This window comes from Legionella tunisiensis (assembly GCF_000308315.1).
Taxonomy (GTDB): Bacteria; Pseudomonadota; Gammaproteobacteria; order Legionellales; family Legionellaceae; genus Tatlockia; species Tatlockia tunisiensis.
The window spans coordinates 1-5,611 of sequence record NZ_CALJ01000226.1 but is presented as its reverse complement, the minus strand read 5'-3'; the positions used below and the strand labels follow the sequence as shown (position 1 = coordinate 5,611).

The following is a 5,611-nucleotide window of genomic DNA, read 5'->3' as shown; positions in this document are numbered from 1 at the left end:
CCTGATAAACTCATTCCTAAACTTTTTTGTAAATGAGAAATATGGAACTCATGCATCAATTGCTCTAGTTTTCTTGTCGTGTTTGCTCATCCAGATCATGACGTAATTGCAATATAGCCAAGATATTGTCTGATACGGTCATTTTACGAAATACTGATGCTTCTTGGGGTAGATAACCTATACCTAATCGTGCTCGTTGGTGCATCGGGGCTTTGGTAACATCTCTGCCATCAAGGATGATTTGACCTTCATCACAGGATTGTAGGCCAACGATCATATAAAAACAGGTTGTTTTTCCTGCTCCATTGGGTCCCAATAAACCGACACATTCACCACGACGAATATTAATGCTGACATCATTAACAACAGTACGGGTTTTAAATGATTTTTTAAGTTTCTTGCTGACAATTCACTCATGATTGTTTTCCAGGATGAATGATAATTGTCGTGCGTGTCTTACCATCACTTTTAGAGACTACATGCTGTTTGAGAGTGTCGTAACTAATTTTAGGTGCTGCAAACGAGTTATCACCTTGTGATACACGGGCATTACCGATCAACTCAATTAGATGCCGGTTTGGATAATAACGGATGATATCAGCATATGCATGTAATAAGGGTTTATCTATTGCAGTCTGTGTCCAATAATGAGCCTGTCCTTTGTCATTACCTTCGGCAACAGCAAAAATTAATTTGTTGTATTTATCACCCTCAGTAATCGCTTTTGCTGCTCGTAAATGAGTAGTCCCTTGATCGAATTGGACCTCTCCAACATATTCACCTCGATGGGTTTGTTGATTGAGATCAGCGGAATCAGCTGATAATTCAACCAGTTTTTCACGATCATCAGGCATTGCCAAACTAAGGTTGCTGGCTAAGATCAATATCAACAGAACAAAACATTTTAATAGCCCGCTCTTAGGCATGTTTGGGTTCATAAGTAGCCCGTGCTTTACTTAATAATTGTACTCGCTTATCGGCTAGATAGGCTTTCATTCCTTTTGCGAGAACAATGCTGCCTGGTTGCTCAAAACGTACTGCTTTTTCGGTAGTGGCTAGCTTGTTTTTAGGAAAATAGGTAAGTTCTTCTGTTTTCATTGTACTTTCCTGGTTATGCGTACTTTTATTTTGATGAATGATTACATTATGAATAAAAGTAATTTGTTGGCCGCCATGGATTGCTTTAGCTCGCTCGGATTTAATTTCCCAAGGTGCCTGGTTGGTTTGAGTGATAACAATATAAGGCGATTGCAATAAATGGGTATTATGGCTCGGGATATGCTGTAATTCTGGCGTTTTTAAATAATTGACTAATTTTCCAGTCTCGTCAAAACGGCGTACAGTCAAATTTGTGATAATCGTATCTGCCGCATTAGAAAGGGCTTTATCATCAAGTTTAGCGACTGGTGTAGAGCTTGCAAAATACCAACCGGAACATGCCAACGCTATTAATACACAAAATAGCCATGCAGCTTGTTTGGCTGCATTCATGACGCGAGGTACCTGGTTAGTGCGAGCTCTTGTTTGTTTTGCGCGTTTAGAATCAATTCGCAAACCTCACGAACAGCGCCACGTCCGCCTTGTTGTTCAGTTTGCCAGGCTGCAAATTCTTTTACTTGACGCACCGCATTTGCAACGGCAACTCCCAAGCCTACCTGTTGAATAATAGCTAAATCGGGTAGGTCGTCTCCTATGTAGGCAATTTCTTTGTTACTTAAACCTAGGCGTAATTTTAACTGCTCAAATGCCTCTCGTTTATCTACCTGTCCTGTAAAATAATGCAAAATTCCTAACTGTTTCATGCGGTGATCAATAACGGCATTTTGCGAGGTAGTAATAACGGCTACCACGATGTCAGCAGCCATGAGTAATTTTAAGCCCATTCCATCTTGTACATGAAAGGATTTTAATTCATTGCCTAAGTTATCTATATGAAGAAGGCCATCAGTCAAAACGCCATCAACATCACAAATTAAGCATTTGATATATTTTGCTTTTTCTATTAGATCATTCATTTTTTACCTTAAAAAACACCAGCCCGCAGCAGATCATGTAAATGGATAACCGCTACTGGTTTGCTATCATCATCAACAACAACCAAAGAGGTAATGCTGTATTTTTGCATAATTGCCAGCGCTTCTGCTGCCAATGTTCCTTTTTTGATTGTCTTACAGTTCCTACTCATAACACTGGCCAATGGCGTCGTATTGATGTCAAAATTTTGAGTCAATGTACGTCTTACGTCGCCGTCAGTATAGACGCCTGATAAATTACCATGGCTATCAACGACACAGGTCATTCCTAATTTTTTTGCTGTAACTTCAATCAAAGCTTCACTGATAGTGGCCTGCTCATGAACCAAAGGTAATTCATCCCCATGATGGCATAATTCGTCAATACGCAGTAAAAGACGTCTGCCCAGAGCGCCGCCAGGATGCGATAACGCAAAATCTTCGGCACTAAAGCCGCGAGCCTGTAGCAAAGCGATAGCCAAAGCATCTCCCATCACTAAAGAAACCGTGGTACTTGTGGTGGGGGCTAGACCTAAAGGACAAGCTTCCTGACGGATGCTAATGTCTAAATTGACATTGGCAGCCTTGGCCAAAGTTGAATCATCATTGCCTGTCAATGTAATTAAAGGTACTTCAAGACGTTTAAGCAGGGGGGAGTAAGGTAACAATTTCGTTAGTAAATCCAGAATTTGAAATTGCAACGACGATATCCTGTCTGGTAATCATACCTAAATCGCCATGGCTGGCTTCACCGGGATGCATGAAAAAAGCGGGTGTACCGGTACTCGAAAGCGTGGCGGCAATTTTATGTGCAATATGGCCTGATTTTCCCATACCAGTCACTACCACGCGACCTTTACAGGCTAATAAAAGCTCGCAGGCTGTTTCAAAGCGCTCATCAATGCGTTGTGTTAGTTCAAGCACTGCCTGAGCTTCAGTTTCAATGACCGCAAGGCCTAATTTGCAAAAATTCATGTATTCTCAATGCGATGCTATCAAGAAGAAGGCCAAGTTTAACACAGTAATTTTCTTCTTTATAGGTAAAAAAGCTAAGCACCCTGCCATTTTAAAAATAATGCTGCGGAACTGGCTAGCGCTCCTAAACTTTTTTCGTAGCGTCTATAAGCTTAATCTACTAATCATCGATTATTAGAGCAGAGCAGGCGAAAGCTCTCTCGATGGGCTATATTTTTCTATATTGGCCATAAAATGATCAAAAATGACTTTCCCAGTTTTGCAATCAGTCAATGATTGGCTTAAAAAATCAAAACATCACCCTGATCGGAATGTCGAGAATTATTTGAGAGCGATTTATAACGCTCAAACTATCTATGAGCGCTTTGATAGCTTAATTGAGCTTTTGCATTATTGTGATGAGCATACTGCAGATCATAAGAACTATGTAGAATTAAAGGCAACAGTCTTAGATGTTATTGGTCATATTATTGACGAAGAGAATATAGCTGTAATAAGAGAAAAAATTGCTGCTCGCGTATTGGTAGGAGTAATTTGATCCATTTTTTATGCCTTGGCCGCGACCAGACCCTGGTGATGTTTCTAACGATCCTTTGACACTTTATGAACGAATAAAAGAAAATCCCGCAGAACAAGTAAAAATATATTTTGCAAAATTTTACGCTAAGTTAAAGACGAGTAAGAATTTATTACCTTATGGTGGAAAGGATACAGGTAATGAGGTCATTTATACATTTCGTACAAAGGTAGAAACGACTCAGCACAGTAAAGAGGAGCTTGAGGAGTTTCGAGTCATACCACACAAGACTAATTTGTTGAAATTACAAACTCTTGATAAAGGCGATAATCGACATCTTACCTTTAGTTATGCTAGTACCGAACAATTATCCATTAAGGCTTATGATAGCTTTTGGCAACGTCCGGAAGATTTTCCCAAGACTGCCATTTATACACTACACATAAATGGTGGCATGTTTATGGGCCGCAGTCTTGCTCCAGAGCGCACTTCATTTTTTGCTAGTGAAGCTATTCTGCATCCTTCTTATGCAGATTCCTATACTCATATCAATTTATTCATGGCTGGGCAAATCAAAGTTATAGAGGGAAAAATCATCATGATTGATGGGGCTAGTGGCCATTTTATGCCCGATTATGAGCAAACGTCGCTTGCACTGTCTTTCTTTGAAAACCTTGGAATTATAAATAATTTGACGGAACTCCCTTATTACCAGCCAACAGCAGATAGCAATAAGCGGAGCTATATCCCAATGAAGTGTACTTGGTTAATGGCGATGTCGGTCGACTATTGTTTTCATAATAAAGTGGATTTTAGAGCGCTAAATTTTGTCAATTTAAAAGAGCACGCTCCCGAGCTGTATGTTATTGTTCAGTTGCAGACTAATATTAATGATGAACTTGCCAGATGGTTAGAGCAGAGTACGATTTTTTATAATCGACCTTCACAGCTCACGCTTAAGCTCAATAGTACGGTCGAAATTTTCGCAAAATTTGGTAAATATAATCAACCAGAGCTCACCTTGAAATTATTGACTGACATTGAAATTTGTATTAATGAATGGAATGCTTTTCATCAGAGCGAGAAAACGACCTCAAGAAGGCAACCCGCTGTCGATAAGTTGGAAGTTCGAGTTATAGAGCAAATGCTTTATTACAAGCTCTATTTGCTATTGAAAAATTCTTTTTATAATCAAGGTGAACCTATACCGTATACCACAATAATTGATAATTTTTTACAGCAAAAAATAGATTTAAAAATGATGATAGAACAATGTAAATCTTTATTAGGACGACAAGGCCCACAATTTTTCTCCGGAAAAAGAACTGATTCAGAAAACATAGAAAGTATTCTTAGTATTATTACAAAAATTGAAAAAGCGAGCACAGTGACTGAGTTGCGAGAAGTAAATCGTCAGTTGGATGTAATTGCTACAATACCTTTGCCATTAAGCTCAGATTTGTCCTTAACTTAAGTGGAAAATAATGTCCTGAGAGCTTAGGCAGCAGTACTCTACACTAATATTTTTAGACTTAAAAATAAAAATTTAATTGTTTATATTGGCTATTTCTCATTTTTGCACGAGTTCTGCAAATTAGATGCTGTTGGTAGCGTTTTAAATTCGCAAAATGACTCTTATCAGGTATATAATCGTCTTCTATTTGGATCCGGAATAAAAATTATATGCAGGATAATTTGGTGCAAATCACCAATCTTACCTTTACGCGAGGGTCTCGCCATATTTTTGCTGGTGTTGACCTGGCAGTTCAACGAGGCAAAATCACGGCAATTATGGGACCAAGTGGCAGTGGTAAAACAACGTTGTTACGCTTGATTGGGGCACAATTACAGCCAGAGGCTGGGGAAATTCTAGTAGATGGTGTTAATATTCATCAACTTTCACGAAAGGCTTTGTATTTAGCCAGGCGAAAAATGGGGTTATTGTTTCAAAGCAGCGCTCTTTTTACTCATTTATCGGTTTTTGATAACGTTGCCTTCCCATTGCGTGAACACACCAATTTGAACGCAGCGATGTTGCGTGACATTGTTTTGATGAAATTGGAGGCAGTCGGTTTACGAGGAGCTGCACAGATGATGCCAGACGAAC

The 5,611-nt window shown here is 39.2% G+C and carries 6 protein-coding genes and 2 pseudogenes; 3 read left to right on the top strand and 5 right to left on the bottom strand.

Features of this window, described 5'->3' with window-relative positions; all coding sequences use genetic code 11:
• The 5 genes and pseudogenes from BN58_RS37090 to BN58_RS25455 form a co-directional block, all read right to left on the bottom strand.
• Positions 1 to 409 (bottom strand): annotated as a pseudogene (locus tag BN58_RS37090) (ATP-binding cassette domain-containing protein); the annotation flags it as partial.
• 4 nt (positions 410 to 413) lie between these two features.
• A complete protein-coding gene (gene lptA, locus BN58_RS13620) occupies positions 414 to 926 on the bottom strand; it encodes a lipopolysaccharide transport periplasmic protein LptA (protein WP_019217309.1) in 513 nt (170 codons plus the stop codon).
• Positions 919 to 1,491 (bottom strand): LPS export ABC transporter periplasmic protein LptC, encoded by a 573-nt coding sequence (lptC, locus tag BN58_RS13615; protein WP_019217308.1) that lies wholly within the window; start codon positions 1,489 to 1,491, stop codon positions 919 to 921. Before lptC ends, lptA begins: the two co-directional genes overlap by 8 nt.
• Positions 1,488 to 2,015, bottom strand: coding sequence for a KdsC family phosphatase (locus BN58_RS13610; RefSeq protein WP_019217307.1), 528 nt, complete (start codon positions 2,013 to 2,015; stop codon positions 1,488 to 1,490). Before BN58_RS13610 ends, lptC begins: the two co-directional genes overlap by 4 nt.
• Positions 2,016 to 2,023: 8 nt before the next feature.
• A pseudogene (locus BN58_RS25455) lies at positions 2,024 to 2,987 on the bottom strand (KpsF/GutQ family sugar-phosphate isomerase).
• A 244-nt stretch (positions 2,988 to 3,231) separates the two neighbouring features.
• Here BN58_RS25455 and BN58_RS13595 point away from each other — a divergent pair.
• The 3 genes from BN58_RS13595 to BN58_RS13585 form a co-directional block, all read left to right on the top strand.
• Complete coding sequence (locus BN58_RS13595) at positions 3,232 to 3,525, top strand: hypothetical protein (RefSeq protein ID WP_019217305.1); 294 nt, start codon at positions 3,232 to 3,234, stop codon at positions 3,523 to 3,525.
• A 10-nt stretch (positions 3,526 to 3,535) separates the two neighbouring features.
• Positions 3,536 to 4,978: a hypothetical protein gene (locus tag BN58_RS13590; protein WP_019217304.1), complete on the top strand. Its 1,443-nt coding sequence runs from the start codon at positions 3,536 to 3,538 to the stop codon at positions 4,976 to 4,978.
• A 209-nt stretch (positions 4,979 to 5,187) separates the two neighbouring features.
• Positions 5,188 to 5,611 (top strand): ABC transporter ATP-binding protein (locus tag BN58_RS13585; protein ID WP_019217303.1); only part of this gene is annotated, 424 nt, incomplete at its 3' end.

What these genes read in the sequence shown, in the direction of transcription:
- lptA (WP_019217309.1), bottom strand. Translation starts at nt 926, where the DNA reads ATGCCTAAGAGCGGGCTATTAAAATGTTTTGTTCTGTTGATATTGATC.
- lptC (WP_019217308.1), bottom strand. Translation starts at nt 1,491, where the DNA reads ATGAATGCAGCCAAACAAGCTGCATGGCTATTTTGTGTATTAATAGCG.
- BN58_RS13610 (WP_019217307.1), bottom strand. Translation starts at nt 2,015, where the DNA reads ATGAATGATCTAATAGAAAAAGCAAAATATATCAAATGCTTAATTTGT.
- BN58_RS13595 (WP_019217305.1), top strand. Translation starts at nt 3,232, where the DNA reads ATGACTTTCCCAGTTTTGCAATCAGTCAATGATTGGCTTAAAAAATCA.
- BN58_RS13590 (WP_019217304.1), top strand. Translation starts at nt 3,536, where the DNA reads ATGCCTTGGCCGCGACCAGACCCTGGTGATGTTTCTAACGATCCTTTG.